18 protein-coding genes are annotated in these 26,468 nt (G+C 73.5%); 8 read left to right on the top strand and 10 right to left on the bottom strand.

Annotated elements, in window-relative coordinates; all coding sequences use genetic code 11:
* Positions 1–29 precede the first annotated feature (29 nt).
* From OG295_RS31035 to OG295_RS31010, 6 genes are all read left to right on the top strand, one after another.
* Positions 30–1,265 (top strand): M4 family metallopeptidase, encoded by a 1,236-nt coding sequence (locus OG295_RS31035; protein WP_371679917.1) that lies wholly within the window; start codon positions 30–32, stop codon positions 1,263–1,265.
* 2 nt (positions 1,266–1,267) lie between these two features.
* Positions 1,268–1,564, top strand: coding sequence for a protealysin inhibitor emfourin (locus OG295_RS31030; protein WP_371679916.1), 297 nt, complete (start codon positions 1,268–1,270; stop codon positions 1,562–1,564).
* A gap of 163 nt (positions 1,565–1,727) precedes the next feature.
* On the top strand, positions 1,728–2,111 hold the full coding sequence (locus OG295_RS31025) for a three-helix bundle dimerization domain-containing protein (RefSeq protein ID WP_371679915.1): 384 nt from the start codon (positions 1,728–1,730) through the stop codon (positions 2,109–2,111).
* Complete coding sequence (locus OG295_RS31020) at positions 2,063–3,073, top strand: polyphosphate kinase 2 family protein (RefSeq protein ID WP_371679914.1); 1,011 nt, start codon at positions 2,063–2,065, stop codon at positions 3,071–3,073. Before OG295_RS31025 ends, OG295_RS31020 begins: the two co-directional genes overlap by 49 nt.
* 67 nt (positions 3,074–3,140) lie before the next feature.
* Entirely contained in the window at positions 3,141–5,864 is a 2,724-nt protein-coding gene (locus tag OG295_RS31015; protein ID WP_371679913.1) for a cation-translocating P-type ATPase, read from the top strand.
* Entirely contained in the window at positions 5,864–7,594 is a 1,731-nt protein-coding gene (locus OG295_RS31010) for a SulP family inorganic anion transporter (protein WP_371679912.1), read from the top strand. Before OG295_RS31015 ends, OG295_RS31010 begins: the two co-directional genes overlap by 1 nt.
* 16 nt (positions 7,595–7,610) lie before the next feature.
* On the opposite strand, the gene OG295_RS31005 is transcribed toward OG295_RS31010, so the two are convergent.
* The gene (locus OG295_RS31005) at positions 7,611–8,951 is read right to left on the bottom strand and encodes a diacylglycerol kinase family protein (protein WP_371679911.1); all 1,341 of its coding nucleotides are present in this window, start codon (positions 8,949–8,951) and stop codon (positions 7,611–7,613) included.
* 251 nt (positions 8,952–9,202) lie between these two features.
* On the opposite strand from OG295_RS31005, the gene OG295_RS31000 reads away from it, so the two are divergent.
* A complete protein-coding gene (locus tag OG295_RS31000) occupies positions 9,203–10,117 on the top strand; it encodes a DUF5829 family protein (RefSeq protein WP_371679910.1) in 915 nt (304 codons plus the stop codon).
* Between the two features lie 85 nt (positions 10,118–10,202).
* Here OG295_RS31000 and recQ read toward each other — a convergent pair whose 3' ends face one another.
* Positions 10,203–12,197, bottom strand: a complete 1,995-nt coding sequence (gene recQ, locus OG295_RS30995) for a DNA helicase RecQ (protein ID WP_371679909.1) — start codon at positions 12,195–12,197, stop codon at positions 10,203–10,205.
* 204 nt (positions 12,198–12,401) lie between these two features.
* Between recQ and OG295_RS30990 the strand changes: the two genes are divergently transcribed.
* Positions 12,402–13,157 carry a DUF4118 domain-containing protein gene (locus tag OG295_RS30990; RefSeq protein ID WP_371679908.1) on the top strand — a complete coding sequence of 252 codons (756 nt, stop codon included), beginning with the start codon at positions 12,402–12,404 and terminating at the stop codon, positions 13,155–13,157.
* Here the strand turns inward: OG295_RS30990 and OG295_RS30985 are convergent.
* The 8 genes from OG295_RS30985 to OG295_RS30950 form a co-directional block, all read right to left on the bottom strand.
* Positions 13,148–13,303 carry a DUF6131 family protein gene (locus OG295_RS30985; protein ID WP_371679907.1) on the bottom strand — a complete coding sequence of 52 codons (156 nt, stop codon included), beginning with the start codon at positions 13,301–13,303 and terminating at the stop codon, positions 13,148–13,150. The two genes, OG295_RS30990 and OG295_RS30985, sit on opposite strands and share 10 nt — an antisense overlap.
* Before the next feature lie 111 nt (positions 13,304–13,414).
* Positions 13,415–16,117 carry a SpoIIE family protein phosphatase gene (locus OG295_RS30980; RefSeq protein WP_371679906.1) on the bottom strand — a complete coding sequence of 901 codons (2,703 nt, stop codon included), beginning with the start codon at positions 16,115–16,117 and terminating at the stop codon, positions 13,415–13,417.
* A 142-nt stretch (positions 16,118–16,259) separates the two neighbouring features.
* Positions 16,260–18,056 (bottom strand): VanW family protein, encoded by a 1,797-nt coding sequence (locus OG295_RS30975; RefSeq protein ID WP_371679905.1) that lies wholly within the window; start codon positions 18,054–18,056, stop codon positions 16,260–16,262.
* Between the two features lie 198 nt (positions 18,057–18,254).
* Positions 18,255–19,700 carry a glyceraldehyde-3-phosphate dehydrogenase gene (locus OG295_RS30970; protein WP_280915513.1) on the bottom strand — a complete coding sequence of 482 codons (1,446 nt, stop codon included), beginning with the start codon at positions 19,698–19,700 and terminating at the stop codon, positions 18,255–18,257.
* Positions 19,701–19,837: 137 nt separating this feature from the next.
* On the bottom strand, positions 19,838–21,538 hold the full coding sequence (locus tag OG295_RS30965) for a thiopeptide-type bacteriocin biosynthesis protein (RefSeq protein WP_371679904.1): 1,701 nt from the start codon (positions 21,536–21,538) through the stop codon (positions 19,838–19,840).
* A 16-nt stretch (positions 21,539–21,554) separates the two neighbouring features.
* Complete coding sequence (locus tag OG295_RS30960; RefSeq protein ID WP_371679903.1) at positions 21,555–23,438, bottom strand: TOMM precursor leader peptide-binding protein; 1,884 nt, start codon at positions 23,436–23,438, stop codon at positions 21,555–21,557.
* Positions 23,435–25,231 (bottom strand): hypothetical protein, encoded by a 1,797-nt coding sequence (locus OG295_RS30955; protein WP_371679902.1) that lies wholly within the window; start codon positions 25,229–25,231, stop codon positions 23,435–23,437. Before OG295_RS30955 ends, OG295_RS30960 begins: the two co-directional genes overlap by 4 nt.
* The gene (locus OG295_RS30950; protein WP_371679901.1) at positions 25,228–26,448 is read right to left on the bottom strand and encodes a lantibiotic dehydratase C-terminal domain-containing protein; all 1,221 of its coding nucleotides are present in this window, start codon (positions 26,446–26,448) and stop codon (positions 25,228–25,230) included. The genes OG295_RS30955 and OG295_RS30950 overlap by 4 nt, the downstream gene beginning before the upstream one ends.
* Positions 26,449–26,468: the final 20 nt, after the last annotated feature.

Here is a 26,468-nt window from a genome sequence, read left to right as displayed (position 1 = left end):
CGTCGGTCCTCTCTCTTCGGAGGTGTCCTATGAGCAGGACCCGACCCATCAACTGCATCATCCCCCCGTACATTCTCAGCAAGCTGCTGGACAGCAAGGACAGGGAGGTGCGCCAAGCCGCCTTGGACACCTTGCTGCTCAGCGCCCGCCTGCACGGTGAGCGAACGGTGCGGGCGTCCTTCGCGGGCGCGGCGGCCCCCGGCAACAGCCGGCGCACCATCTTCGACTGCGCGCAGGAGGAATTCCTCGAAAACGCCTCCCTGGCCAGGACGGAAGACGGCCCGGAGTCCGCGGACCAGGCCGTCAACCAGGCTTTCGACGCACTCGGGGTGGCGCGCGATTTCTACAGGGAAGTGTTCCAGCGCAACTCGATCGACGACAAGGGCATGCGCCTGGACGGTTACGTCCACTTCGGTTTCCAGTTCAACAACGCGTTCTGGGACGGCCAGGAGATGGTATTCGGCGACGGGGACGGCAAGGAGCTCGGCAACCTCGCCGGATCCGGCACGGTGACATTCCACGAATGTACGCACGGGGTCACCGATCACACCGCGGGATTCGAGTACCACAATCAGTCCGGCGCCCTGAACGAGTCGATGTCGGACGTCTTCGGGTCACTGGCCAGCCAGTGGTCGCTGAAGCAGACGGCCGACGAGGCGGACTGGCTGATCGGGGCCGAAGTCTGGACCCCGGGAATCCCCGGCGACGCCCTGCGGTCGTTGAAGAACCCGGGTCACGCGTACGACAATCCCCAGTTCGGAAAGGACCCCCAACCCGACCGCATGAGCAGGTTCGTCCACCTGCCCGACACCAAGCACGGCGACAACGGCGGGGTGCACTTCAACTCCGGCATCCCGAACAAGGCGTTCTTCCTGACGGCCGTGCGCATCGGCGGATTCGCCTGGCAGTCCGCCGGAACCATCTGGTACGAATCACTCAAGGCGTCCAGCCCCAAGAACCAGTTCGAGGACTTCGCGGGCACCACCTTCCTGAAGGCCGGAGAACTGTTCGGCACCGGAAGCCCCGAGCAGTCGGCGGTACTGTCGGCCTGGCAGGAAGTGGAAGTCCAGATCAGGGGCATCCCGACCGGAGTGGCCCGGGTGCGCAGCTTCGCTGTCAGCGGCCACGGCCACTCGAACGGCAACGGACACGGCGGAGCGAGCCGGGACGACGGCCTGGCCTCCCTCACCCGGCAGATCGGAACACTGACCGACAAGGTCACGGGGCTGACGAAAGAGGTCACCGCGATGAAGAGCACCAGGTGAAGGTGTCCCTGGAGACATACGGCGGGCTGGCGGCGGTGACCAACCTCCGCCGCCCGCCCCTGGTACTGGACACCGTCGCCCTGCCCGAGGACGCCGCGGCCGAGCTGGCCCGGCTGGTGGCGGCAGCAGTCTCGATGCCGCCGGAGGAGACGGACGACCGTGCCCGGGACGCGATGGGCTACACGATCACGGTGGAGGAGGGCGACCGCCCGACCACCCTCGAACAGTCGGACGGCGCCATGACCCCCGCGTTCGCGGCCCTGCTCACCTGGCTCAGGAAACACTTCGCGCAGCGGTGACCCGCCACCCCCGTGGCCGTCCCCCGGGCGGGGCTCCCCCGCCCGGGGGGCGATCTTGTCGGGGCGAGCACACAATGAGCGCTGAGGATCCTCCTCGTGTCGATGGCGGGACGCGTGCTCCCGCGGTCGGGAGGTCAGGGGCCATGGAAGCGGTGCAGCGGCCATGACGGTCGAAGAACGGATGGCCGTACGGAACCTGGTGGCACGCCTGAAGGCCTCCTACCCGACGGTGGACGCGGTCACCGTCGAGGCGGCGGTCAGGGCCGCGTACGACTCGTTCCACCGGGCCAGGGTCAGGGCCTACATCCCGATCCTGGTCGAACGCCGGTCCCGGAGGGCACTCGACGCCGCGCGCCGCGCAGCCCCCGACGGGGCCGCCGGCGGCCGGGGGACCGGCCCGGAGCCGGCGCGGAAGGATCCGACGCTCCCGCGGCCGTTACCCTCCCCGTCCCCGGAACGCACCGTGCTCGTCCAGGACCAGCGAAGGGGTGGTGGCCTATGTCCGACGACAGAGCCGAACGCATCGCCGATTTCATCGGGCCCCTGAGGGTGGAGCCGGGGTCGAAGGTGCGTCTGGACCGGGACTTCGATCCCCGCTACAAGGCCGGTCTGAAGAAGCGGGACGGGATCGAACTGCTGCGGACCGGAGTGTCGCTGCTGGCCGAGTACCAGGAGCGGCTGGCCGCCCAGGACACGTTCGGCGTACTGCTCTGCCTCCAGGCCCTGGACGCCGGCGGCAAGGACGGGACGATCCGCCACGTGATGAGCGGCGTCAACCCCCAGGGCGTGCGCGTCAGCAGCTTCAAGGTGCCCTCCAGCGAGGAACTCGACCACGACTACCTGTGGCGCTACGCCCGGCGGCTGCCCGGTCGCGGCGAGGTCGCCATCTTCAACCGTTCCCACTACGAGGAGGTCCTCGTGGTCCGGGTCCACCCCGAGGTCCTCGCCCGGCAGAAACTGCCGGACGAACAGTGCGGGCCGGAACTGTGGGACCGGCGCTACCGGGAGATCAACCGGTGGGAGCACTACCTCACCGACAACGGGTTCAAGGTGGTGAAGATCTTCCTGAACCTGTCCAAGGAGGAGCAGCGCACCCGCTTCCTGAAGCGGATCGACCTGCCGGAGAAAAACTGGAAGTTCTCCGCGGCCGACGTACGGGAGCGCCGCCACTGGGACGAGTACCAGGAGGCGTTCTCCGAAATGCTGTCGGCCACGAGTACGAAGTGGGCGCCGTGGTACGTCGTACCGGCGGACCGGAAGTGGTTCGCGCGGATCTGCGCGGCGGCGGTCCTCGCCCACACCCTGATGGACATCGACCCCCGGTTCCCCGATGTGGGGGAGGAGGCGCGCAAGGAGCTGCTCGTCACCAGACGGGAGCTGGAGCAGGAGGCCCCGGCCGGTGTTCCGGCCGATCCGTACGCCGCCGGGCACCCGTCGGCCGGCCGGAGCGACGGGCGGCGGAAGAAGGGGAGGAGGGGGAGGAAGGGAAAGAAGGGGACACGCGGCTAGGACCCGTCGGACGGGCACGCTACGTGCCCGGACGCGACGCGTCCCCGGCCACGATTCGGAGGCGACGATGACAGTGCGGTCGGATTCCGTGGGACGAGAGCCCCGCGCTTCGCAGGATCTCTGGTACACGCGGGCCCCCGAGGAGGTCGCGGCGGCGTTCGACGTCGACCCCTCGGTCGGTCTCTCCAGCGCACGGGCGGCGGACCTGCTGGCCGCCCACGGCCCGAACGCGCTGCCCGAGGAGAAGCGCACCCCGACCTGGCTCCGGTTCCTGCGGCAGTACCGCAGTTACATGCAGATCGTCCTCGTGGCCGCCGCGGTCGTCTCGCTCCTCATCCGGGAGTGGACCACCGCCGTCCTGCTGATCTTCCTGACCCTGCTGAACGCGGTCATCGGCCTGCGCCAGGAGGGCAAGGCCGAGAGCGCGATGAACGCGCTGCAGTCGATGATGAAGGCGACGGCGAGGGTGCGCAGGGACGGCACGGAGGCCGAGATCCCCGCCGAGCGGCTCGTCGTCGGGGACGTCGTGCTCATCGCCGCGGGAGACCAGGTGGCGGCGGACGGACGCATCATCAGGGCCAGCGCCCTGCAGATCGACGAGTCGGCGCTGACCGGCGAGAGCGTTCCCGCCGCGAAGGACGTCGGTACGCTGGCGGGCCCCCTTCCGGCGCCCGGCGACCAGACCAACATGGCCTTCATGAACACCCCGGTCACCCACGGCAGCGGCGTGGTCGTGGTCACGGCGACCGGTGCCGGTACCGAGCTCGGCAAGATCTCCGGGATGCTGTCCACCACCGAGAAGGAGGTGCCGCCGCTCACCAGGGAGCTCGACACCCTGACCCTGTGGATCACGGCGGCCGCGGGCCTCACCATGATCGTGATGTTCGCCCTGGGACGGCAGCGGGACCAGGCCTGGGACGTCCTGTTCGTCAGCGCGGTCTCGCTGGCCATCGCCGCCATCCCCGAGGCCCTGCCCACCGTGACCCAGGCCATCCTGTCGGTCGGCAGCCTCAACCTGGCGGAGCGGAACGCCATCGTCAAGGAACTGCCGTCGGTCGAGACGCTGGCGTTCACGTCGGCGATCAACTCCGACAAGACCGGCACTCTGACGATGAACCAGATGACCGCCGTGGAGGTGGTGACCCCCACCGACCGGTACACGGTTTCGGGCACGGGCTACGAGCTCGCCGGGAAGATCCACCACGCCGCGGGCTCCGCCCCGGACATCGAGGACGCGATCCTGCCCTACCTGGTGGCCAGCGACGCGAAGCTGGTGGACGGCCGGGTGGTGGGCGATCCCACCGAGGGCGCGCTGCTGGTGCTCGCGCACAAGGCCGGGCTCGACATCGAGGGCACCAGGGAGCGGCTCCCCCGGCTGGCCACGCTGCCGTTCGACCCCGGCTACAAGCTGATGGCCACCTTCAACGCGGCGGTCGACGCCTCCGGGCGGGAGGTCGTCCGGTGCTTCGTCAAGGGTGCCGTACCCGCGATGGTGGATCGGGCCGCCACCGCGCTGGCGGCGGACGGGTCCAGGCCGTGGGACGCCGAACTGGCGGCCCGCGCCGAGGCGCAGACCGAGCGGATGGGCGCCGAGGGGTACCGGGTGATGGCCGGGGCCACCCGTGATCTGGACCCGGCCGCCTTCGACCCGGAGGGCGACCTGCTCGCGTACGTCACCGAGCTGCGGATGACCAGCCTCGTCGCCATGGTCGACCCGCCCCGTGAGGAGGCCAGGACGGCGGTGGCCGGCGCCCAGGCCGGGCACATCCGGGTCCGCATGGTGACCGGTGACGACGTCACCACCGGCGCGGCGATCGCCCGTCAGCTCGGCATCCCCGGCGAGGCGGTCCTCGGCGCCGACTTCGCGGCCATGAGCGAGGAGGAGCAGCTCGCCCGGATCGACGGCATCGGTGTGGTGGGGCGCGTCGCCCCGGAGCACAAGGTGCTGCTCGCCGACACGCTCAAGAAGAAGGGCGAGGTCGTGGCGATGACCGGGGACGGCGTCAACGACGCCCCGGCCATCAAGGCCGCCGACATCGGCATCGCCATGGGCAGCGGCACGGACGTGGCGAAGAACGCCGGGCGCATGATCCTCTCCGACGACAACTTCGCCACGATCGTCTACGCCGTGGAGCAGGGCCGCAGGATCTACGACAACCTCACCAAGTACATCCGGTTCGTGCTGCTCCTGCTGGTCACCTTCGTGCTGACCTTCCTCGGGGCCACCGTCTTCAACATCGCCGCCGGCGAGCCCTTCACTCCCCCGCAGGTGCTGTGGATCCACTTCGTGGTCAACGCCTCCTTCGGCTTCGCGCTGGGCTTCGACCGGGCGAGCCCCGGGCTGATGCTCCGCAGGCCGCGTCCGCGCGGGGAGTCGGTGCTGACCCGGCCCGTACTGGTGACGGTGGGACTGGGCGGCCTGGCGATCACCATCGTCCTGCTCGGGCTCATCCAGCTCGGCCTGAGCCCCTCCGACGGCGCCGGGACCGGCCAGTCCGTCGCGTTCACCGCCTTCGCCCTGTGCCTGATCGTGGCGGCGTTCGAGTGCCGCAGCGAGACGGAATCGGTGCTGACCTCGTCCACCTTCGACAGCAAGCAGATGAACTGGGTGGCACTGGCCCAGTTCGTGCTCGCGGTGCTGGTGACGCAGATGGACGGCTTCCGGCGCCTCCTCGGCACGACCGAGATCGACGCACGGCAGTTCGGCGGTGCGCTGCTGGCCGCCCTCGCGCTCCTGCTCCTGTGGGAGCTGGGCAAGCTCCTGGCCCGCCGGACGACCCGGGGGACCTGATGCGCGGGTGGCCCGCCACCCGGCTGCGGGCCGTCCCGGGGGTGCGTGCGGCGTCGTCCTACCGAAGGGAGTGGCTGGTCAAGGACCTGGTGGCCGGGGTCGTCCTGACCACGCTGCTGGTGCCGCAGGGCATGGCGTACGCGGAGCTGGCGGGCCTGCCGCCGATCACCGGCCTGTACACCACGGTCCTGTGCCTGCTCGGGTACGCGGTGTGCGGGCCGTCCCGGATCCTGGTGCTGGGCCCGGACTCCTCGCTGGGGCCGATGATCGCGGCGACCGTGCTGCCCCTGGTGGCGGCGGACGGGGATCCCGCGCGGGCCGTCGCCCTGGCGTCGGTGCTCGCGCTCATGGTGGCGGCCGTCATGATCCTGGCCTCGGTGGCGAAGCTCGGCTTCATCGCCGACCTGATCTCCAAGCCGACGATGATCGGCTACATGAACGGGCTGGCGCTGACCATTCTGATCGGTCAACTGCCCAAGCTGCTCGGCTTCAAGGTCGACGCGGACGACCTGCTCGGCGAGTTCGCCGGCTTCGTGCAGGGAGTCGTCGGCGGGGACGTGGTGCCGGCCGCCGCGGCGGTCGGCTGCGGCGGGATCGTCTTGATCCTGGTCCTGCAGCGTCTGCTGCCGAAGGTCCCGGCGGTGCTCGTGATGGTGGTCCTGGCGATCGCCGCCGCCACCGCCCTCGACCTCGGCGGGCGCGGCGTCGGTCTGGTCGGCGTACTGCCCGAGGGCTTCCCCCCGTTCACGATCCCGGAGGTGCGGCTCACCGACCTGACGCTGCTGCTCGGCGGTGCGCTGGGCATCGCCCTGGTGTCCCTGGCCGACACGATCTCCAACGCGTCGGCGTTCGCGGCCCGCACGGGCCAGGAGGTCCGCGGCAACCAGGAGATGGTGGGGATCGGTGTCGCCAACCTCGCGGCCGGTCTCTTCCAGGGCTTCCCCGTCAGCACGAGCGGCTCCCGTACGGCGGTGGCGGAGCGCGCGGGGGCCAGGAGCCAGCTCACCGGGGTCGTCGGGGCGGTGCTCATCGTCCTCATGCTGGTGCTGGCCCCGGGCCTGTTCCGCAACCTCCCCCAGCCGGCCCTGGCCGCCGTGGTCATCACCGCGTCGCTGTCCCTGGCCGACGTCCCCGGCGCCGTGAGGCTGTGGCGGCAGCGCCGGACGGACTTCATGCTGTGCTGCGCGGCGTTCCTGGGCGTGGCCCTGCTCGGTGTGCTGCAAGGCATCGCGATCGCCGTGGCCCTGTCCGTCCTGAACGTCTTCCGGCAGACGTGGTGGCCGTACCACACCGTGCTGGGGCGGGTCCCGGACCTGGAGGGGTTCCACGACATCCGCTCCTACCCCGAGGCCCGGCGACTGCCGGGCCTGGTGATCTACCGCTTCGACGCGCCGCTCCTCTTCGCCAACGCCAAGGCCTTCCGCGACGAGATCAGGCGGCTGGCCGAGACCGACCCGCGGCCGAGCTGGATCGTGGTCGCGGCGGAGCCCATGACCGATGTGGACACCACCGCGGCCGACGTCCTGGAGGAGCTCGACGAGACGCTCAACGCGGACCGCGTGCACCTCGTCTTCGCCGAGCTCAAGGACCCCGTACGGCGCAAGATCGAACGGTACGAGCTCACCCGCACCATCGACCCCCGGCACTTCTTCCCCACCGTGGAGGCCGCCGTCGAGGCCTTCCGGCTGCAGACCGGGGCCGAGTGGGAACCCCCCGCCGGCGGACGGTGACCGCTCCCCGGGCGGATCATCCGCCGTCCCGTCCCGCGGCGACGCGCCCCATCGTCAGGGCCAGCCGCCGCACCCGCCGCCAGTCCATCGGCGGCGCGGCGTGCGCCACGCCGGGCCGGTTGCGGGGCACCCGCACGCGCAGGGCGCCGGGTTCGATGCGGCAGCGCACCGGGGTGGGCAGCGAGAGGGCCTCGCCGTCGACGCCGACCGCGACGACGGGAGCGTCGGAGTCCACGACGACCTCGCGGGCGGTGGTCTCGGTCAGCCCGCGGCCCTGGCTGCCGCGCAGCAGGAGCTCCGTGGCCTCGGCGGCGTTGCCGACGCCCACGCACAGCACGCCGAGCTCGCCGGAGTCCAGCCGCTCCCGGCGTCCCAGCCCCGCCGAGTCGCCCCTCTGGTAGGGGTTGTTGCTCACCAGTACGGCCTGGGGTGCGTCCGCCGTCAGCGGACCGGCACGGACGCTCAGCCGGGCGCCGCTCTGGTGGGTCAGCAGGTCGGGCAGCATCTCCAGGATGGTGCGGGCCTTGTCGTCGCGGTAGGCGGGGCTCTGGACGACTTCCGCGTACACGCCGAACGAGGCGTTGTTGATGAAGACGCGCCCCGGACTCCCGTCCGCGGGCTCTCCGGCGTGGATGCGTCCGAGGTCGATGCGCAGTTCCACTCCGTCGGTCAGCGCCTCCAGGCAGGTGGACGGGTCCTGCCGGTCCAGGCCCAGGTCCATGGCGAAGTGGTTGCGGGTGCCGGCGCTGATCACCATGAAGGGGAGGTCGTGCTCCGCGGCCACGTCGGCGACCAGGGCCTGCGTACCGTCGCCGCCCGCGACGCCGAGGAGGTCGGCCCCGCCCGCGACGGCCCGCCGGGCGAGCTCGGCCACGTCCTCCTGCCGGTCCGGATCCAGGACGACGACCTCGGCGCCCAGGGCCCTGGCCCGCTCCGCGAGCCGGAACTTCCCGACCTTCCCGCCGCCCGAGCGCGGATTCATGATCAGGAACGGGCGCCCGGCCGGGCCGACGGACCGCTCCGGCATGCCCGGCGGGGAGTCCTCGGTCAGCGCGGTCCGGCCGGCGAGGACGGCCAGCGCCCACAGGCCGAGCGAGACCAGCACGACCCACAGCAGCCCGGCGGAGGCGTACAGGACCAGGACGGTGAGCGGCGCGGCGACCATGAGCACCACGGCCAGTGCCCTGATCCAGCCGGTGTGGGTGAGCGTCCACCAGGCACCGGCGGCGGTCAGTACCAGGCCCGCCCCCGCGGCTCCCATGAGCAGGAGGCTCGCGGGCCCGGCGAAGACGACCAGCACCGCGACCGCGGCCACGCCCGCCGCCAGGGCCAGACGCGCCGCCCAGCGCCTGTTCATGGGGCTGCCTCCCATCGCACCACCGCGCACCGTCCGGACACCCGGCCGGTGCGACCCGGGCGGGCCGGTTCCCCGCGGACGCGGACGTCGGCGGGGATCCACTTCAGCGTACGAGCGGCCACCGTGCGCGGCACGTCCGTGGCGGGGCACTTCACCGGGTCGCCCGAGCGCGAACGGCCCCGTCGGGGGGGCGGCGAACAGGCGTTCCACGCCCTACGATCGGCCCCATGTCGCTTCGCCGTACGTTACGCATGCTCATGGTCCTCGCCCTGACCCTGACCGGCCTGGCAGGCGGTGCCTCGGGCGCCGCGTCGGCCCGGGAGAACGGCTCGCCGACGGGCCGGCAACTGCTCTACTACAACCACGCCTACGGGGTCCTCGACCGGGAAACCGCCGATGCGATCGAGCACTCGGCCTATCTGCGGGACTTCGCCGATTTCCAGGTCCGCACCACCACCGGCTCGGGCGGGGAGACCTGGACCGGCCGCTACCTGATGGGACGCGAGACGTACCTCGAACTGTTCGGCGTCGGTGACGTCCCCGGCCAGGACGGGACGCTCGGCGCCGGCGGGCTGGGGATCTCGGCCGAGACCGCCGGGGACCTCGCCACGGTGAAGCAGCGCCTGCGCGACCTGGGCGTCACCGACCCCGTCTCCTTCCGCCAGACCCGCGACTTCGGAGACGGTGTCCCGGTCCCGTGGTTCGACGCAGTCTTCACCACCGACCGGTACGACGCCTTCGGGGCCTGGGGCATGGAGTACCTGCCGGAGTACTTCGCCGACCCGCGCGGCCACACCGAGCCGGCCTCCCGCCCGGGTGACGTCGGCCGTGAGCGGTACCTGTCCGACGGCTACCGCGACCACCTGATGCGGGACGTGACCTCGATCCGCCTCGCGGTCACCGCGCGCGACCTGGCCAACACGGTGCCGCTGCTGCAGGCGGGCGGGTTCGCCGTCCGGGAGGCAGCGGGCGGCGGCGTCGTGGCGCAGGGCGGCGGCACCACCATCCGGCTGGACTCCGTCGCCCGCGAGCAGGCCGGGCTGCGCCAGGTGGAGATGTCCCTCAACCACCCGGTGGCCTACCGCCACGTGGAGCGCATCGGTCACTCGACCCTCGTCGTCGGCCCCGGCACGCGTGCCGTGTGGACGTTCGGCGACGTCGGGTAGGGCTGCGGGCGGGCGTGGCGGGCGCCGTTCCCCGCCCGCCCCGTGGGAAGCCCCGGCCCCACTCCGGGAGGGGCCGGGCCGGTCCCTACTGCCAGTCCTCGTCCCAGGGCGGGTCCATCTCGTCCAGGTCGAAGGGCGGCTCGTCGGCATCGGGTGCCGACGACCGCGGCGCCGGCGCGGGTGCCGGGTCGGCCGGGACCGGGGCGGTATCGGCACCGCCACCGCCACCGGCGCATTCCGCGAGGGTGGCGAGGACCCCCTCCGCGTACTTGGTGAGCTTGGCCTCGCCGACTCCGCCGACGGTGCCCAGTTCCTCCACGGTGGTGGGCAGCCGCGTCGCGATCTCGCGCAGGGTCGCGTCGTGGAAGACCACGTACGCCGGTACGCCCTGCTCGCGCGCCGTCGCGGCCCGCCAGGCCCGCAGGGCCAGGAACACCGGTTCGGCCGCGGCGGGCAGGTCGACCGGTACGCGGGCGCCCTTCCCGGAGCGCGCGCCGGACTCCTTGCGGGAAGGGGCGGCGACCGCCTTCTCCTTCCGCAGCGGGACGCTGCGGCGGCCTCCCAGGACCTCGCCGCTCTCGTCCGTGAGGACCAGCGTGCCGTAGTCGCCCTCGACGGCCAGCAGGCGCTGCGCCAGGAGCTGGCGGACCACGCCGCGCCACTCGGCGGTGCTCAGGTCGGCCCCGACGCCGAACACCGACAGCCCGTCGTGGTCGAACTGGATGACCTTGGCCGTCTTCTTGCCCTGGAGGATGTCGATGATCTGCCCGGCGCCGAACTTCTGGCGCCGTTCCTTCGCCAGCCGCCACACCGTGGACAGCAGCTTCTGCGCCGCGACCGTCCCGTCCCAGGACTCGGCGGGCGTCAGACAGGTGTCGCAGTTGCCGCAGGGCTCGCCCGGCTGCCCGAAGTACTCCAGCAGCCGCACGCGCCGGCAGTCGACCGTCTCGCACAGGGCGAGCATGGCGTCCAGGTGCATGCCGAGCGAACGGCGGTGCGCCTCGTCGCCCTCGGAGCCCTCGATCAGCTTGCGCTGCTGGACCACGTCCTGCAGGCCGTACGCCAGCCACGCCGTGGCCGGTTCCCCGTCGCGGCCGGCGCGGCCGGTCTCCTGGTAGTAGCCCTCGACGGACTTCGGCAGGTCGAGGTGGGCCACGAAGCGCACGTCGGGCTTGTCGATGCCCATGCCGAAGGCGATCGTCGCCACGACCACGATCCCGTCCTCCCGCAGGAAGCGCGCCTGGTTCGCGGCGCGCGCCCGGGAGTCCATGCCCGCGTGGTAGGCGACGGCCTCGACGCCCTGCTCCACCAGGAAGGCAGCCGTCTTCTCCACCGACGCCCGCGAGAGGCAGTAGACGACTCCCGCGTCCCCCTCGTGCTCCGTCCTGATCAGCTCCAGCAGCTGCTTGAGCGGGTTGTTCTTCGGGGCGATGCGGTACTGGATGTTCGGCCGGTCGAAGCTGGCGACGAAGTGCCGGGCCTCGTCCAGGCCGAGGCGGGCCACGATCTCGGCGTGGGTGGCCCGGGTGGCCGTCGCGGTGAGCGCGATCCGGGGCACCTTCGGCCACCGCTCGTGCAGCATCGACAGCGCGAGGTAGTCGGGCCGGAAGTCGTGGCCCCACTGGGCGACGCAGTGGGCCTCGTCGATCGCGAAGAGGGAGACCCTGCCCCGGTCCAGGAGCCGCTGCGTGCCCTCGGTGCGCAGCCGCTCGGGAGCCAGGTACAGCAGGTCCAGCTCGTCGGCGAGGAAGGCCTGCTCGACGGCCTGCCGCTCGTACGGGTCCTGCGTCGAGTTGAGGAATCCGGCCCGTACCCCGAGTGCGGTGAGCGCGTTCACCTGGTCCTGCATCAGGGCGATGAGCGGCGAGATCACGACGCCCGTGCCCTCTCTGACGAGCGCCGGGATCTGGTAGCAGAGCGACTTGCCGCCGCCGGTCGGCATCAGCACGAGTGCGTCACCGCCGCCGACGACCTGCTCGATGATCTCCTGCTGCTCACCGCGGAAGGAGCCGTATCCGAAGACGCGGTGCAGCACCTCCAGTGCAGGAGAGGTCTCGGGGGAAGCGTCCGTAAGGGCCATCCACGAAGCCTATCGGCAGCCGCCGACACCCCGGCCCCACCGGCGGGAGCCTGTGGACAACCGGGGGCCGGGGCTCTCGGCGCCTTCCTCACGGCCGCGCCGCCCGTCTTCACGCGCCCTTGACGGCGGTGCGGGTGGCCCGCCGCGCCGCCGAGGGCAGGATGGAAGGGGGGATGGGGAGGGCGGGCGAACAGGAGGCACGACATGTCCGGCTACCGACTCCGCGACCCCGCCGCACTGCTCGCGGCGCTCGTGGTCCCCTTCCTCGTCGCGCTGGCGCTCACACCGCTCCGGAGCGACCTGTCGGCGACGAACGCGGCTCTGGTGCTCGTCGTCGCGGTGGTCACGGTCGCCGCCGCCGGGACGCGGGCGGCGGGGGCGGTGGCCGCCCTCTCGGCGGCCGCCTGGTTCGACTTCTTCCTCACCGCGCCCTACGGGCGGTTCGCCATCACGGGCCACGGCGACGTCGTGACGGCGGCGCTGCTGCTGGTCGTCGGCCTGATCGTCTCGCAGTCGGCGGTGCGCGGGCGCCGGCTGCGCTCGGCCGTGGCGACGGACGCCGCACAGCTGTCGAGCCTGTGGAGGTCCGCCCGGCTGGCGGAGTCCGGTGGTTTCCCGGACACGGCGGTCCAGTACGTGGGCCGGGAGCTGACCGGCCTGCTGGGGCTGCGCGGCTGCCGCTTCGAGTACGGGACCCTGATGGGGCACCTGCCGCGGCTGGAACACGACGGCGGCGTGTGGTGGCGCCGCGGGGACCGGGTGACGGAGTACGCGGACTGGCCGGACGGCGAGACCGAGCTGCGGGTGGTCGGCGGCGGCCACTACTACGGGCGCTTCCTCCTCGACCCGCCCCCCGGCCGCCGGCTGCCCGCGGAACAGGACCGCCTCGTGGCGGTCGCGCTGGCCGCGCAGGCCGGGGCGGCCCTGGACACGGCGGGCCTTTCGGCAGGTCACCAGTAGTGACGGCGACCGCCGACGGCGTGACCGACCGAACCGAGGATCCACAGCACCGCACCCACCACGAGCAGGATGATCCCCAGGGTCCACAGGATGGAGATGCCGGTCAGGAAGCCGATGAGCAGGAGAATCAATCCGATGACGATCATGGTGTCCCTCGTCTTCCGGTAGGGAGGCGGTGCGCTGCGCGATCCGCCGGAGTGTGACTCCCGGCGTCTACCCGCCGATCGCGATCCCACCGGTTTCGGACCCGCCCGATTTCAGAGCGGTTCCACGTCCAGGAAGGCGGCGAGCGCGGATTCCGCGGTGTCCGGCGGGTTTCCGGGGGCGCCGGGGAGGGACTGCTCCGCCCAGATGACCTTGCCCTCCGGGGTGTAGCGGGTCCCCCAGTGCTCGCTGAGCTGGGCCACGAGGAAGAGTCCTCGTCCGCCCTCGTCGGTGGTGGCGGCGTAGCGCAGGTGGGGGGCGGTGCTGCTCCCGTCCCACACCTCGCAGGTCAGGGCGTGGTCGTACAGGAGCCGGACGCGCACCGGCCCGGAGCCGTGCCGCAGGGCGTTGGTGATCAGCTCGCTGAGGATCAGTTCCGTGGCGAAGCCCAGCTCGGACAGGCCCCAGGCGTCGAGCTGGCGGGCGGCGGCGTTGCGTACGGTGCCCACCTCGCTCGGTTCCAGCGGCACCTCCCACTGGGCGACGCGGTCGGCGCCGAGGGTGCGCGTGCGCGCGATGAGCAGGGCCACGTCGTCGGTCGGGCGGGCCGGCAGCAGCCGGTCGAGGACGGCCCGGCAGCTCTCCTGCGGGTCCCGGTCCGGATGGCTGAGGGCGGCGCGCAGCAGCTCCAGCCCCTCGCCGATGTCCCGGGTCCGCTCCTCGACGAGCCCGTCGGTGTACAGGACCAGCTGGCTGCCCTCCGCGAGATGCAGCTCGGCGGTCTCGAAGGGCATCCCGCCCAGTCCGAGCGGGGGCCCGGCCGGCAGCTCCACGAACTCGGTCCGGCCGTCGGGGGCGACCAGGAGGGGCGGCAGGTGTCCGGCCCGCGCCACCGTGCACAGCCGGGAGACCGGGTCGTAGACGGCGTACAGGCAGGTCGCGCCGAGTACGCCGCCGCCCGGGTCGGCGGCGTCGTCCGCGTCGTGGTCGATGCGCTGCACGAGGTCGTCCAGGCGGGCGAGGATCTCCTCGGGCGGCAGGTCGAGGGAGGAGAAGTTGTGGACCGCCGTGCGCAGGCGGCCCATGGTGGCCGCGGCGTGCAGGCCGTGGCCGACGACGTCCCCGACGACGAGGGCGACCCGGCTGCCGGACAGCGGGATCACGTCGAACCAGTCCCCGCCCACCCCCGACTGCGCGGGCAGGTAGAAGTGCGCCACGTCGACGGCGCTCTGCTCGGGCAGGGCGCGGGGCAGCAGGCTGGTCTGGAGGGTCACGGCGAGGGCGTGTTCGCGGGTGTAGCGGCGGGCGTTGTCCATGCTGACGGCCGCGCGGGCGACGAGTTCCTCGGCCAGGGACAGCTCGTCCTCGTCGAAGGGCTCGGGCTTCTGGGAGCGCCAGAAGTTCACCACGCCCAGGACGACGCCCCGGGCGGTGAGGGGTGCGGCGATCAGCGAGTGGATCCCGAAGTCGACGATGGCCTGGGCGCGCGGCGGGTCCTGGGCGTGCCAGCCGGGAGCGTCGGAGAGGTCCGGCACGAGCTCCGCCTCGCCGGTGCCGTAGCCGCGCGCCTGGGGGGTGGAGGGCAGGAAGTCGATCAGCCGGCCGCGGGGGTAGAGGGGGTGGTCGGAGCGGATGCCGCTGACCGCCGTGCGCCGCATGTCGGCCCCCGGGCCGGGTTCGTCCCCGTCGAGCACGGAGTCGGCGAGGTCGACCGTGACGTAGTCCGCGAACCGGGGGACGGCGACGGCGGCGAGTTCCTCGGACGTGCGGACCACGTCGAGGGTGGTGCCGATGTCGACGCCCGCGTCGTAGAGCAGCTTCAGGCGCCTGCGGGCGGTCTCGGCCCGGCTGGTGAGGATCCGCATCTCGGTGGAGTCGCGGATGGTGACCGCGCTGCCCTCGGCCCGGCCGCGGGTGTGGGTGGGGCGCTGGTTGACGACGAGCAGCCGGTCCCCGGCCTCCAGTACCTCGTCGGTGGCCACCCGGCCGGACAGCAGCAGGTCGGACATCCGGCGGTCCAGACCCGGGACGTCGCCGATGTAGCGTCCCTCGGCGCCCTCGGGCAGTCCGAGGAGCCGTTTGGCCTCGTCGTTGGCCAGCAGCAGCCGCCCGTCGCCGTCGGTGATCACGACACCCTCGCGGACGGCGTGGAGCACCGCGTCGTGGTGCTCGTACATCCGGGTCATCTCGTGCGTGCCGAGGCCGTGGGTCTGGCGGCGCAGCCGTCTGCTGATCAGGGCCGTGCCCCCGGTGGCCAGGGCCAGGCCGGTCGCGATGGCGAGGAGGATGACGGGGAGCTGGCGGTCGACGACCCCGCTCACGTTCTTGACGGTCAGGCCCGCCGACACCAGGCCCACGACCTTGCCGTCGGCGGCCTTGACCGGGACCACCGCCTGGATCTCCCGGCCGAGCGGGCCGTTGACGCTCTCGGTGTAGGTGTGCCCGGCGAGGGAGGGCGCGATGGTGCCGACGAAACGTTTGCCGATGCGGTCCGGCTTGGGGTGGGAGTAGCGGATGCCGTTGGTGTCCATCACCACGATGAAGTCGACGCCGGCGTCCTTGCGCGTCGACTCCGCGAGGGGCTGCAGGATCGTGGACGGGTGGGGGGTCTTCAGGGCCCCCTGGAGCCCGAGGGAGTGGGCAAAGGTTTCCGCGACGGCCACCGACCGGTTGCGCGCCTCCCGGTCGACGTCGTGGCGCGACTGCAGCAGCAGGGCGATGAGCGCTGCGGTCGCGAGCAACACCACGATCGCCACCTGAAGGACGAATACCTGTCCGGCGACGCTCCGGAAGCGCTTGCCTACGGGTGACCGCACCGACGTGCCCGGCGCGGGTGGCGGCGAGGAAGGGTCACGAACCCAGTTGTAGCACTTCCGGATGCCCACGGCCCCCGACGGGCGCGAAATGCGTCCCGCCGGTCACGCGCCGTGTCGCGGCGCGTACGGGCGGGCAGGGCCGCTACCGCCGGGCGGAGGCGGCGTCGAGGGCCAGGGCGGTCGGCGCCTGCGAGGTCTGCGGGGCCGCGGTGGTCTGCGGGGTCTGCGGGTCGCAGGTGACCTCGTTGCGCGGGGTGTAGTGGGTCTTGAAGTCCTCGTGCCGGACGGTGCGGCCGCCCTGGACGAAGTCGCGTCCGACCTGGACGTCGAAGCCCTCCAGGGGGGTCTGGACCTCGCAGGTCGGCCCGCTGCCCGTGATCTTGGTGGGCGGGGTGACCTGGGTGCGCGGCCCCTTGGTCGCCTTGATCTCGTCGTACTTCTTCGTGCCGAGCAGGGTGATGGTCAGCGAGGTGTCGGTGGAGTGGGCCTGCACGTAGAGGGCGTGCCCGGTGTCGTTGACCCAGCGCAGGTCGAGGCTGCCCCAGGCGACGGTGGCCTCGCGGCCCTCGGGGTAGCGCTCGATGTAGAACGAGTGCGCGCCGTGTTCGACGAGCTTGACGCCGCCGAAGAAGGCCGCGTTGTACATGGTGGTGGCGACGGCGGAGACCCCGCCCCCGGGCGACTTCACGTACCGGCCGTCGTTGATCATGATGCCGTCGACGAAGCCGTTCTCCTTCGTGCGCTCGCCGACGGTGCGGTTGAAGCTCCACTCCTCGCCCGGCATGACGACGGAGCCGTTGATGAGCTCCACGGCGCGGCCGATGTTGGTGGTGCGGTAGGGGGCGGCGGGGAACTGGACGGTGAAGGAGGAGACCTTCTCCTTGATCCCGAGCCGCGCGGCCCCGGCGCTCGTGAGGTCGGGCTGGACCTCCTCGGTGGCGACCTCGCCGCTGCGGCCCGCGCCCGTGCCGGTGAGCAGGGGCAGCACGGCGCGTCCGAGGGCCGCCTGGGTGACCTGGTGGCCGGGGCGGCTGTCGGTGTCCACGGCCACGCGGCCGGCGGCGTCGAGGCCGAGCACGGCGTCGCGCGGGGCCCGTACGGCCCGCTCCACGGGCCGGGCGACGGCGGGGTCGGCGAGCAGGCCCTTGGAGTCGAGGGCCGGTACGAGACGGCCCTGGGTGTCCGGGTTCATCGTGAGGTGCTCGCCGAGGACGGCGGGGGTGATCGGTATCCGCTTCCCGGCGACGGCGACCGTCACCGGCCCGGACATCGCGGGCCGCGCGAAGGCCTCCAGGGCCCGGTTGGTCTCCTCGGCCCCGACGTGCGGCTCCCGGCGCTCGACCGGCATCACGACGGGGTCGGTGGAGCCGGCGAGGTAGGCGGCGCGGAGGGTGTCGAGGGCCCGGTCCTCGATCAGGTCGATGCCCGGCCGCGCGGCGACGGCCTTGACCGCGCCCTTGTCGAAAGTGATCGACCCGTCGCGGACCTGCTGGCGGGTGCTCTCGTCCAGTCGTCCGAGGGCGGCCCGGGCGGCGGGCTCGTCGACCCGGATCACGGGCTCGATGTCGCGCTCACTGGAGGTGAAGAGCCTGCCGATGACGGTGACCGGGTCGTGGCCGGTGCGGGCGGCGAGGTCGACGGTCGCCCCGGTGTCGAGGGAGAGGCCCAGCGCGGCCGGGTCGGCCTTCTCCACGCGGTCGCCGATCTTCATGGCCACGGGCGCCGCCGCGCCGGGTCCGAGCGCCCGGTCGAGCGCCTGGCGGGCCTCGGCACGGCTCATGCCGCCGATGTCCACGCCCCGCACCCGGGTCCCCTGTTCGATGTCGCCGCCGGTCACGAGTCCGGTGACGTAGAGGCCGCCCAAACCGAGTACGGCGGCTCCGCCCACCAGCGGCAGAGCGATCCGCCAGTTGCCCGTCCTGTTGCCCGCGCGTGCCATGTCACTCCCTGGGGCGCCGACCGGCAGACGGTGGGCGCTGGGCCGCGGCAGCGGCCCGTAGATGACGATTACCGAACCCTCATGATTGACCGAAATGGGTGATTTAGGGGCAACATGTAATGGTTCTCACGCACACGAAAAGGCGCCCGCCCGAGCGGGAAGCTCGGGCGGGCGCCTTCTCGTGCGGGTCGGAACCGATCAGACGACCGGGACCGGGTAGGTCGGGTACTCGACGCCCGAGACGTGCTGGACGACCCGGATGACCTGGCAGGAGTAGCCGAACTCGTTGTCGTACCAGAGGTAGAGGATGGCGTTGTCGCCGTCGACCTTGGTGGCGCCGGCGTCGACGATCGAGGAGTGGCGCGAGCCGACGAAGTCCATGGAGACGGCGTCGGGGGCCGTGGTGAAGTCGATCTGGCGCTTGAGCGGCGAGTGCAGCGAGACGTCGCGGAGGTAGTCGAGGACCTCCTCGCGCGTGGTCTCACGGCCCAGGCGCAGGCTGAGGATGGCGATCGAGACGTCCGGGACGGGGACGCGGATCGAGCTGCCGGTGATCGGCGCCTTGAGGTCCGGCAGCGCCTTGGCGACGGCCGAGGCGGCACCGGTCTCGGTGATGACCATGTTCAGCGGCGCGGAGCGGCCGCGGCGGTCGGCCTTGTGGTAGTTGTCCAGCAGGTTCTGGTCGTTCGTGAACGAGTGGACGGTCTCCACGTGGCCGCGCAGCACGCCGTACTCGTCGTCCATGGCCTTCAGCGGCGGAACGATCGCGTTGGTGGTGCAGGAGGCGCAGGACAGGATCTGCTCGTCCGGCTTGATGGTGTCGTGGTTGACGCCGTGGACGATGTTCGGGACGTCGCCCTTGCCCGGAGCGGTCAGGACGACCTTGTCGATACCGGGGCGCAGGTGCTTGGAGAGCCCCTCGCGGTCGCGCCACTTGCCGGTGTTGTCGATGAGGATGGCGTCCTTGATGCCGTACGCCGTGTAGTCGACCTCGGACGGGTCGTTGGCGTAGATCACCTTGATGGTGTTGCCGTTGGCGACGATCGTGCTCGTCGCCTCGTCCACGGTGATGGTGCCCTGGAACTGGCCGTGGATGGAGTCGCGGCGCAGCAGCGAGGCGCGCTTGACGAGGTCCGCCTCGCCACCGCCGCGCACGACGATGGCGCGCAGGCGCAGGCCGTTGCCGGAGCCGGCCTTCTCGATCAGCAGGCGGGCGACGAGGCGGCCGATGCGGCCGAAGCCGTAGAGGACGACGTCGCGGCCGGCGCCGCGCTCGATCTTGTTCTCACCGGTGGCACCGGCGACGGCCTCGGCGGTGAAGGCCTCGACCGACAGGCCGCGGTCGTCGGCCTTGTACTCCGAGGCGAGCATGCCGATGTCGATCTGGGAGGGGCCCAGGTCCAGCGTGGTGAGCGCCAGGAGGAACGGCAGCGTCTCGGTGACCGAGAGCTCCCCGCCGGCGATCTGCCGGGCGAAGCGGTGGGTCTTGAGGATGCTGACGACCGACTTGTTCACCAGGGAGCGGCTGTGCAGCAGGATCGTCACGTCCCGCTCGCGGTGCAGCTTCCCGATGATCGGGATCATCGACTCCGCGATCTCTTCGCGGTTCTTCCAGTTGGTGAACGAGTCCTCGTTGACAGTCACAGATCCATCTTTCGAGCTAGGCAGCGCTCATATGCTAACCCCTAGGAAATTTGATCATTTCTGCGGTCCCGTCCATGCGCCTGTTGACCTGATCTGATCTGTTTTGGCCGAACGCCGTTGAACACCGCCGAACACCGTTACCCGACGGTCCGCGGCGCCGGACGGCCCAGTGGCAGCAGGTACTGCAGGGGCTGGTCCAGGTCGTCCAGACCGAGCAGTTCGTGGGCCAGGTCGTCGTGGAAACCGCCCAGCGTGGTGCCGCCCAGGCCCAGGGCCGAGGCCGTCAGGAGCAGGGTCTGGGCCAGATGGCCGGTCTCCAGCAGGGCCAGGCGCAGGGCGCGCAGCCCGTAGCGCCGCCGCAGCACGCCGAGGTCCGCGTAGAGGCCGAGCACCACGGGCACCTCGTCGACGCCGATCCAGTCCGGATCCGTCGCGGGACGGGAGGTGTACGTCGACAGCGGCTTGAGCTCGTCCGCCGTCGGCGCGGGCCCGATCCGGCGCAGGGTCCGGCGTTCCGGCACGCACGCGTACGTGCCGGGTTCGACCCCCGCCACGTCCAGCACCAGCAGCCGCACCCCGGCCGTGTACAGGGCTCCCGCGCTCGGGTACGGCCGGTGGACGAAGGGGCGCGGCGTGCCGTCCGCGAGGGGCTGCACGCTGCGGCTGCTCTCGGCCAGGGCGTGCCAGAGCAGGGAGCCCAGGGTGGGGGCGTCCAGCGGCCCCGTGAGGCGCCCCCGCCGGGAGGCCCGGTCGGCCAGTACGGAACGCAGCGAGACCTCCGGCAGGGGGGCCGCGGGCAGGGCCGTCTCGGGCAGGGACACCGGCGGCGGCGCCGGGGCCGGGGCCTGCCGCAGCGCGGCGTCCTCGTTGCGGCCGATGTGGACCTTGCTGCGCTCCAGGTACTGCAGGTCGGCGGCGGTGTGGCCGGCCGGGAAGTAGTCGGGCTCCCCGTCCGTCTCCAGCAGGGTCCGGCCGGCCAGCCGGCACACGGCCCGCTCCTCGTCGGGGGTGACCCCGAGCCGGTTGAACAGCATGTGGAGCTGCGAGCCCCAGACCCAGGCCGCGGTCTCCTCGGAGAGGCCCGCCCCGGCCCCCCGCGCACCGTCGGCGGCGCGCAGCCGGGCGTCGGCCTCGCGGACCCGGTCCGTCCAGCGGGTGAGCCAGGGCGCGGCCGTACCGGCGCCGAGCCGCTCCCGCAGGGCTTCGGCGCGCCGGGCCAGGCCGGTGCGCTGGGCGGCGTGCACGGCGTTGACCCGGGCGTGCACGGAGGCGCCGGGCAGCAGCGGCGTCTGCGTGACCCAGCGCCAGCCCGCGGCGTGCCGGCGCAGCCAGCGCGCCGCCGTGCGGCGGTCCATGCCGAGCGCGTACGCCGTCGCGTGCGCCAGGTCCGCCGCACGGGTCAGCCGGGCCGCGTCCGCGCCCTCGTCGGGTAGGTCCCGCAGGGCGTCCAGCACGGCCCGGGTGGAGTCCGCGAAGACCTCCTCGGCGACCGGCAGCGCGCGCGGACCGCCGTAGCGGTCGGTCTCGGGCACGTACGGCACGGCGCGGACCTCCCCGTGGCGGGACGGCCACGGGCCGGGCACCGCGGGCACCTCCCGGGCCGCGTCGGCCAGGTCCCGCGGGAGCGCCTCGGCGGCCCTCCCGCTCAGGCCGCGCACCCGGATCCGTACGTGGGGGCCGTCCTCCCCGTACCGGATGAAGAACCACCGGGCGGCCTCCCCCGAGGCGACGAGGCCGTCGAGGAGCGGGGCCGCGGACCGGAGCAGGAAGGCGTCGGTGTCGGACGTCCCGGAGTGCAGGAAGAGGTGGTGGCTGTGCCAGGTGTCGGTGGTCGTCACGTGCGGTCCTCGGGTGTCAGGGGAAGGGGTGGGGATGGACCGCGAGGTCCTCGTGGCGCAGCGGGCGCGGGGTGCGGCCCAGTCGGTACGGCACCTCCAGCAGCCGGGGCAGGCCCCGGGTGCGGCGGTTGACGTGCCCGAAGGTCATCGGCAGCGAGCCGGGAACGACGGCCTTCACGCAGTGCAGGCCCAGCCCGGCGCGCAGGCCCGGCTCGCTCTGGTCGACCGCGATCACCTCCAGTCCGGCCCGCCCCAGCCGGTCCACGGTGGCGCCGAGCAGCGTGGAGAGGTCACCGACCGGCTCGGGCGCCCCCGGCCAGGCTTCGGCGACGGTCACGCGCGGTGTGTCGGCGAAGAGGAACTCCAGGCGGGGGGCCGCCTCGGGGAGCGTGTTGAGACCGACGTGGTCGTCGAGGGTGACGACCAGTTCGGGCCGGTCCAGCATGGGCCGCAGCCGCGCCGGATCGCGCGGGCCGCCCGCGGCGGCGGCGCGCTGCGGCGCCTCCAGGACGTTGGTGACGACCTCGGCCACCGCCGACCGGATCGCCGCGCGGGGATCGTGGTGCGCGCCCGCCGCCAGGAACACGCGGGGAGCGTCCGGGTGGGAGCCGGTGTAGCGGCAGACGGCGACGACGGCGGGGATGCCGAAGTCGTTCGTGGCGTCGAGCAGGACGAGGCGGTAGCCGGCGACGGCCGCCCGGTCCGCGAGCAGGAGCGTGTCGAGGTCGTCCGGCGGCGGTTCGACGCGGCGCAGCGGGGTGGCCGCGTACCAGGCCATCAGGAACGCGTCGCGTTCGGCGACTTCGAACAGGCCGTAGAGGGCGGCTTCCTCGGGGCTGTTGCCCAGTCCGCAGCCGTTGGAGGACTCGTACACCACGCGCGGGCCGCGGTCGGCGCCGCCGGGGACGTCCCAGTACGCGACGTGTTCGGGCACGGCCGTGGTCCGCCGCCGGGTGAGCGACCAGCCGTGCACCCAGTCGAGGGCGAGGCCGGGCGTGTACGGGACCGTCGGAGAGGCCGGGTGCCCGTGGTGGGCGGGATCGGGCAGGCCGAGCCGTCGCGGGTCCACGGCGCGGTCGGGGCCGAGGGCGGCGAAGGGGGCCCGCAGGGCGGTGCGTCGGCCGGTGGGGCGCATCCCCGCGTAGCGCTCGGCGCTCTCGAACAGCGCGATGCGTTCGCTGCCGGGGAAGTCCCGGGCCCTGCCGTAGCCGCCGTCCTCGACGGGCCTGCCGTCCGTCACGAAGGCACCGGTGAGAGAGAAGGCGGAGTCCTCGGCGCGGAGCAGGCGGCGGACCGGGCCGAAGCGCTCGTCGTACAGGGCCGCCCGCAACCGGTCGGCATCGGTGCGGGGGTTGGGGGCGCGCAGGACGTACGGGTCCGGGAGCGGGCGGGGCGCCGCGGGCAGCGGGGCCGCCGCGGCCGGGGAGTCGGCGGGCAGCGGGTGGCAGACCGTACAGCCGCCCACCGGGCGGACGCGGTGGGTGGACCAGGTGCCGCGGCCCTGGTGGAGCAGGTGCACGACGGCGGTGTCCTCCTCCGCTCCCTCCCGCGGGGCGTCCAGCAGCTCCCGCGCGAGGGCCACCGCCGCCTCGGCGAGGGCCGGTGACGGTACGCCGGCCAGCGCGAGTTCCCCGCTCCGCCAGGGGACCCGGCCCCCGGCGGTGGCCAGTCGCTGGTACTCGGCGCAGCACAGGCAGGCGGCCGCGCCGGGCCGCAGCACCGGGCCGACGACGGCGACCGCCCCGTCGAAGCGCACCGGCGCCAGGGCCACGGGGTGGTGCAGGGCGTGCCGGCTCAGTTCCTCGGCGAGGCCCAGGGTCCACTTGGTCAGCAGCACCACGGCCTCTCCGGCGGTGGCGGCGAGGGCGGAGCCGGCGTCGAGCGGCGGCGCGGCGGTCACGGTGCCTCCTCCGGGCGGTCCAGGACGGTGAATCCGAACGCCCGCAGCAGGGCGGTGAGTTCCCCGTCGGAGGCGGGCCGGGGCGGGCCCGTCAGCCGGCCCAGGGCCTCCTGGAAGGCGCCCTCGCGCCCGGCCGTGTCGGCGAGCCACCGGCCGGTCCACCCCGGCTCCTCCCACCCGACCGCCGGGGCGCCCTCGACGGCCAGCCCGGCACCGGCCGCACCGGCCCCGCAGGCCCCGCCGACCCCGCCGGCCGGGGTGCGGCCCGCCGCCGGGTCGGTGACCGCGGCGGCCGACACCGCGGCGACGGCGGACAGCGCGGCGCAGGCCGCAGCGTCGCCGGGGGTCGCCTCGACGGCGTCGCCGAGCGGGGTGGATCCGTCCGGGCCGGTCCGGTGGACGACGGCCCGGTACACCTCCTCGCCGGGAGCGACCCGGAACACGTGCAGGCGGGCGGGCACGGCGAGACGGGCCGTCAGGGTGGTCCACCAGTGGCGGGCCTGCGGATGTCCGGACCACCGCTGCGACGCCACCGGCGTCCGCCCCCCGCCCGTCCCGAAACGGCGGGCGGCCTCCGCGCGCAGGGCCCGGCCGCGGGCGTGCCCGGGATTGGCGCCCACGGTGGAGCCCGGCCGGCCCAGGGCCAGTTCGGCCGCCCGGCAGAACACCTCCAGGCGGGCCAGGTCCAGCCGCGGCGCACCCCCGATCAGCGTCGCCCCGGGCGGGTGCGGGGCGGTGCCGGGCGCGGCGCAGGAGGCGAGGGGGACCGGCAGCTGCGGCAGGTCCGCCGGGCCGGGGTCGGGCAGCACCCCGCAGCGCTCGTCGCCGAGGGCCGCCACGCGGCGCAGGGCCTCGCGCAGGGTGGTGGCGGGTGCGAGGGCCGCGCCGGAGGGGCGGGGCCCGGCCCAGGTGCGGTACTCGGCGCGCGGCGGACGGGCGTCGACGAGGAGCACCGCGGGGAGCCCGGGCAGCAGCCGGTCGTCGTCCCCCTCGGCGGCCGGGTCGGGCAGGCCGGCCACCGCGCACAGCAGCCGGTGCGCGGCGGCGCCGCCGAGCAGGGCGGCCGTCGCCCCTCCCCCGCCGGAGGCGTCCCGGCCCCGATCCGTACCCGCCGGGACCGCGTCGGCCGGGAAGGCGGTGCGGTCCCCGCCGGAAGTACCCGGAGCCGGGCGTTCTGCCAGGCGGTTCTCCAGGGCCGTCGCCATGACGGCCGTGGCGGAGGTGGTGTCCGGGGAGGTGACGTAGCCGGTCGGGGCGGGCAGGGCAGCCGCGAGGGCGTGGGTGACGCCGTCGGGGTGGTGGGCGCGGAGGTGGATCCGGCCCTCGGGCAGACCGGCGTCGCGGGTGTAGGTGACGGGCAGTCCGCTCTGTTCGAGCGCCCGGCCCGCGGCCCTGGCCAGAGGGGCGTCGACGGCGGCGGCCACCACCTCGGCGCGTGTCACGGCGAGCGCGGCCGCCGCGTCGGCGGGCCGGTCGGCGCTCACGGCGAGCCACGGCCCGACCGGACCCGGATCGCGCGCGGGTGTCGGCGGCCCGGTGACGAGCAGGTCGTGCGCCTCCAGTTGGGCGACGACCGCGTCCACCGCCGTCCGCACCGGGGAGCCCGGATCCAGGCCGTCGAGGAGCGCGTCGAGTCCGCCCGTGCGCAGGGGCTGCTCCAGCGAGCGCCACAGCGCGGGCAGCGCGGCGCTGCCCTCCAGGGTGACGCTCCCCCGCCGGCCCCGCAGGTGCAGTCCGTCGCGCAGCGGCGTCACGGCGGTGCCGGGCCGCAGCCGGCGTCCGGTGCCCGTCATGCCCCGCGCTCCACGGCCGCGACGGCCGCGCCGACCTCGGCGCGCCAGTCGCAGCCGGTCAGGGCGGGCACGGCGCGGACGACGAGGTGGGCCGCCAGGTACCGCTCCAGCGGGCGGACGTCGCAGAGGGCGAACAGCCGGTACAGGGCATTGGTGCAGGCCCGGTGTACGAGGTAGTCGGGGCGGTGCCACATCGTGCCCCGCGGGTCGGAGCGGCTCAGCAGCCGGTGGAACTCGCTGTACCGGGTGCGGACGTCGTGGTCCCAGCGCTCCCGCGCCGCCGTGTCCCCGGTGGCGGCGGCCCGGTCCCGGTAGGCGCGCGGGTCGCCGTGCAGGTCGGCGCCGGCGTCGTGGCGGCTCCGGGCCAGCCGCCAGGCTCCGGCCGAGAAGTCCGCCCACTCCCGTTCCCAGCCCTGCGCGCCGCCGTCGGCGAGCCTCCCGACGAGGGCGGTCACGGTCTCGCCGGCCCGCTCCGCGTGCTGCTCGAAGCGGGCCCGCACGCGGCCGTCCGGGTCGTCGTGGACGAAGAAGTCCTCCAGGTGGGAGACGTACGAGTAGTGGGCGCCGGCCAGGCCGCCGGGGTGGGCGGCGGCATGCGCGGCGAGGCCGGTCACCGCGAGCCGGAGCCGGGCCCCGGAGCCGTCGCCGCCTTCCCCGAGGAAGGCGGCGCCCGCCCGCAGCGCGGGGAGGCCGGCCCGCAGCAGGTCCTCGCGCAGGGCGGCGCCGTCGTCACCGAGGAGGGCGCGCAGCGGGGTGCGGTCGACGGCCTCGACACGGACGGTGTTGTCGGGGGCGATGGGCCCGTAGGGCGGGGGGACGAGTTCGGCGCGTCCGGCCTCGGCCGCCAGGCGCAGCAGTTCGGACTCCGTCAGGTCCGTGTGCGAGGGGTGCGCGCGGAGCCAGGCGCGGACGCGCCGGGCGGCGGCCCAGGCGGCGGCCTCCACCCGGGCGGGCGGGCCCTGGATGCGCAGCCGCAGGTGGGGGCCGTGCAGCCAGTGCCGCTCGACGTGGGCCGCCAGGCCGTCGGCGGTGCAGGAGGCGGCCAGCGGCAGCAGCACCTCGCGCAGCAGGGGTGCCTTGACCGGGTGGTGGTGGAAGGCGACGACGTCGCGCGCGCCGCCGCCGCCGTGGCCGGTGACGTCGTGGCCGGTGTCGTTGCCGTCGTGGCCGTTTTCGTCGTGGCCGGTGTCGTTGTCGAGGTGCGGTGCCGTCGGCACGGGCCCTTCCTCCCCTTCCC

The organism is Streptomyces sp. NBC_01276 (genome assembly GCF_041435355.1).
Lineage (GTDB): Bacteria > Actinomycetota > Actinomycetes > Streptomycetales > Streptomycetaceae > Streptomyces.
This window is presented reverse-complemented; position numbering and strand designations above follow the sequence as displayed.

Excerpts from the sequence above, each read along its gene's own strand:
- OG295_RS31035 (WP_371679917.1), top strand. The coding sequence starts at position 30 with ATGAGCAGGACCCGACCCATCAACTGCATCATCCCCCCGTACATTCTC.
- OG295_RS31020 (WP_371679914.1), top strand. The coding sequence starts at position 2,063 with ATGTCCGACGACAGAGCCGAACGCATCGCCGATTTCATCGGGCCCCTG.
- OG295_RS31015 (WP_371679913.1), top strand. The coding sequence starts at position 3,141 with ATGACAGTGCGGTCGGATTCCGTGGGACGAGAGCCCCGCGCTTCGCAG.
- OG295_RS30990 (WP_371679908.1), top strand. The coding sequence starts at position 12,402 with ATGTCCGGCTACCGACTCCGCGACCCCGCCGCACTGCTCGCGGCGCTC.
- OG295_RS31000 (WP_371679910.1), top strand. The coding sequence starts at position 9,203 with ATGCTCATGGTCCTCGCCCTGACCCTGACCGGCCTGGCAGGCGGTGCC.
- OG295_RS31005 (WP_371679911.1), bottom strand. The coding sequence starts at position 8,951 with ATGAACAGGCGCTGGGCGGCGCGTCTGGCCCTGGCGGCGGGCGTGGCC.
- OG295_RS31010 (WP_371679912.1), top strand. The coding sequence starts at position 5,864 with ATGCGCGGGTGGCCCGCCACCCGGCTGCGGGCCGTCCCGGGGGTGCGT.
- OG295_RS30975 (WP_371679905.1), bottom strand. The coding sequence starts at position 18,056 with ATGGCACGCGCGGGCAACAGGACGGGCAACTGGCGGATCGCTCTGCCG.
- OG295_RS30955 (WP_371679902.1), bottom strand. The coding sequence starts at position 25,231 with ATGACGGGCACCGGACGCCGGCTGCGGCCCGGCACCGCCGTGACGCCG.
- OG295_RS31025 (WP_371679915.1), top strand. The coding sequence starts at position 1,728 with ATGACGGTCGAAGAACGGATGGCCGTACGGAACCTGGTGGCACGCCTG.
- OG295_RS30985 (WP_371679907.1), bottom strand. The coding sequence starts at position 13,303 with ATGATCGTCATCGGATTGATTCTCCTGCTCATCGGCTTCCTGACCGGC.
- recQ (WP_371679909.1), bottom strand. The coding sequence starts at position 12,197 with ATGGCCCTTACGGACGCTTCCCCCGAGACCTCTCCTGCACTGGAGGTG.